We start from the raw sequence: 2,656 nt of genomic DNA on the forward strand, positions 1-2,656 counted from the left end.
CAATGGAAACCCTGCTCTGCAAACACTGGCACCATTGCCGGTCCGGGGACGTGGCCGATTTCCTGGACACCGACCCCGAACGCGGGCTCTCGGTGTTCGAGGTCCGGCACCGCCAGGAGAAGTTCGGACCCAACACCGTGACGGTCAAGAAGCGGACCGGTCCCTTCGTTCGCTTCCTCAAGCAGTTCCACCAGCCTCTCGTCTACATCCTTCTGGCCGCCGGGGGGATCACCGCGCTGCTGCGGGAATGGGTCGATTCCTCGGTCATCCTGGGGGTCGTCCTGGTCAACGCCGTCATCGGCTACATCCAGGAGGACAAGGCGGAGCGGGCCATCGAGTCCCTGAAGAACCTGATGGCCACCTCTTCGACGGTTCTCCGGGACGGGAAGCGCGTCGCCGTCCCCTCGGCGGAGCTCGTGCCCGGCGACATCGTCCTCCTCCAGTCGGGCGACAAGGTCCCCGCGGACCTGCGCCTCCACAGCTCGCGGGAACTGCGGGTTGACGAGTCGGCCCTCACGGGGGAGTCGGTCCCCTCAGAGAAAAAGGAGGCGGACCTGCCGCCCGAGACGATTCTCGCCGACCGGAAAAACATGGCTTATGGCGGGACGCTTGTGGCCTACGGACAGGGCCGGGGGATCGTCGTCGCCACGGGAGACAAGACGGAAACGGGCCGGATCTCCGAGCTGGTCGCCGGGGCGGCGGACTTGTCGACCCCCCTGACGAAGAAAATCGCCCGGTTCAGCACGATCCTCCTCTGGGCCATCCTGGTCCTGGCAGGCCTGACCTTCGGCGTCGGACTCTGGAGAGGGGAGAGTGCCGTCGACATGTTCATGGCCGCCGTCGCCCTGGCGGTGGGGGCCATCCCGGAAGGGCTCCCCGCGGCGGTGACGATCACGCTGGCCATCGGCGTGAGCCGCATGGCCCGGAAGCGGGCCATCATCCGGAAGCTCCCCGCCGTGGAAACCCTGGGCAGCACGACCGTCATCTGCTCCGACAAGACGGGGACCCTGACGGAGAACCAGATGACGGTCCGCCGGATCTATGCAGGCGGCGAGTATTACGATGTGTCGGGGGGCGGCTACGCCCCGGAGGGTTCGTTCTCGACCGCGGGGAAGGATCTCCAGGCCCCGCTCCCGGAGGCACTGGCGGAATGCCTGCGGGCGGGCCTCCTCTGCAACGACGCCCGGCTCCTCCGGGAGGACGAGGCCTGGAAAGTCCAGGGAGACCCCACGGAGGGGGCCCTGATCGTTGCCGCCGCCAAGGGAGGAATGGACGCGGAGGAGACCGCCGGCTCCTTTCCGCGCCTCGACTCCATCCCCTTCGAGTCGGAGCGGCAGTACATGGCCACCCTCCACGGCGGCGGGAAGGATGGTGCCGGAATCGTCTACCTCAAGGGGGCCTTGGAAAAGATCCTGACGAAGTGCGAACGCTTCCTCGACACCGGCGGCGGCCTCCAGCCCGTGGATCGCCCGGCGGTCCAGCGGGCGGCGGAGGACATGGCCGCCGGGGGGCTCCGGGTGCTGGCCCTTGCCCGGAAGGAACTGCCGCCAGGGAGCACCCGCATCGACGGGGAGGGGACGTTTTCCGGCCTGACGTTTCTCGGCTTCCAGGGGATGATCGATCCGCCGCGGCCGGAGGCCCTGGAGGCCGTGCGGCTCTGCCGGGCCGCCGGGATCGAGGTGAAGATGATCACCGGGGATCACGCCCTGACGGCCGCGACGATCGCCCGCCAGATCGGGATCGGACGATTGGACGGGGAGGAGGGGGCCGCCCCGGCGGCCCTGACCGGCCAGGACCTGGCCCGTCTCGGCGACGACGAGATGATCCGGGCCGCGGCGGAGGTCTCTGTCTTCGCCCGCGTGGCGCCGGAGCAGAAGCTCCGCCTCGTGGAGGCCCTTCAGGCCCGCGGGCAGATCGTGGCCATGACGGGGGACGGCGTCAACGACGCCCCGGCCCTGAAGCAGGCCGACATCGGCGTGGCCATGGGCATCACCGGAACCGACGTGGCCAAGGAGGCGGCGGACATGGTCCTCACGGACGACAACTTCGCCTCCATCACCCGGGCCGTGGAGGAGGGCCGACGGGTCTTCGACAACCTCGTGAAGTTCATCATCTGGACGCTCCCGACGAACGGCGGCGAAGGGCTCGTCATCCTGGCCGCCATCCTGTCCGGGACGACTCTGCCGATCCTTCCCGTCCAGATCCTCTGGATCAACATGACCACGGCGGTCCTCCTGGGCCTGATGCTGGCCTTCGAGCCCCAGGAGAAGGACGTCATGGAGCGCCCGCCCCGGGACCCCCGGGCACCGCTGCTTGACAAGGTGATGGTCGGTCGCATCGTCCTGGTGACGGTCCTCATGCTGGGGGCCGTCTTCTCCATCTTCCTCTGGCAGACGGGAAAGGGATATCCCATCGAGGTCGCCCGCACGGTGGCGGTCAACCAGTTTGTCATGGTCGAGCTCTTCTACCTCTTCAACTGCCGGTCCCTGACCCGCTCCGCCTTCCGCATCGGCTTCTTCACCAACCCCTGGGTCCTGGTCGGATCCGCCGTGATGGTGGTCCTCCAGATGCTGTTTACCTACACACCCGTCATGAACCGGCTCTTCCAGACGGCTCCCATTTCCGCCCGTGACTGGGGGATGATCCTTCTCATCTC

At 67.8% G+C, this 2,656-nt stretch carries 1 protein-coding gene; it reads left to right on the forward strand.

Annotated features, from left to right (window positions below; translation table 11 throughout):
- Positions 1-2 precede the first annotated feature (2 nt).
- The coding region (locus HPY65_19180) for a cation-transporting P-type ATPase (protein ID NPU86603.1) at positions 3-2,656 on the forward strand (2,654 nt) is incomplete at its 3' end.

Source organism: Syntrophaceae bacterium, from assembly GCA_013177825.1.
Lineage (GTDB): Bacteria > Desulfobacterota > Syntrophia > Syntrophales > PHBD01 > PHBD01.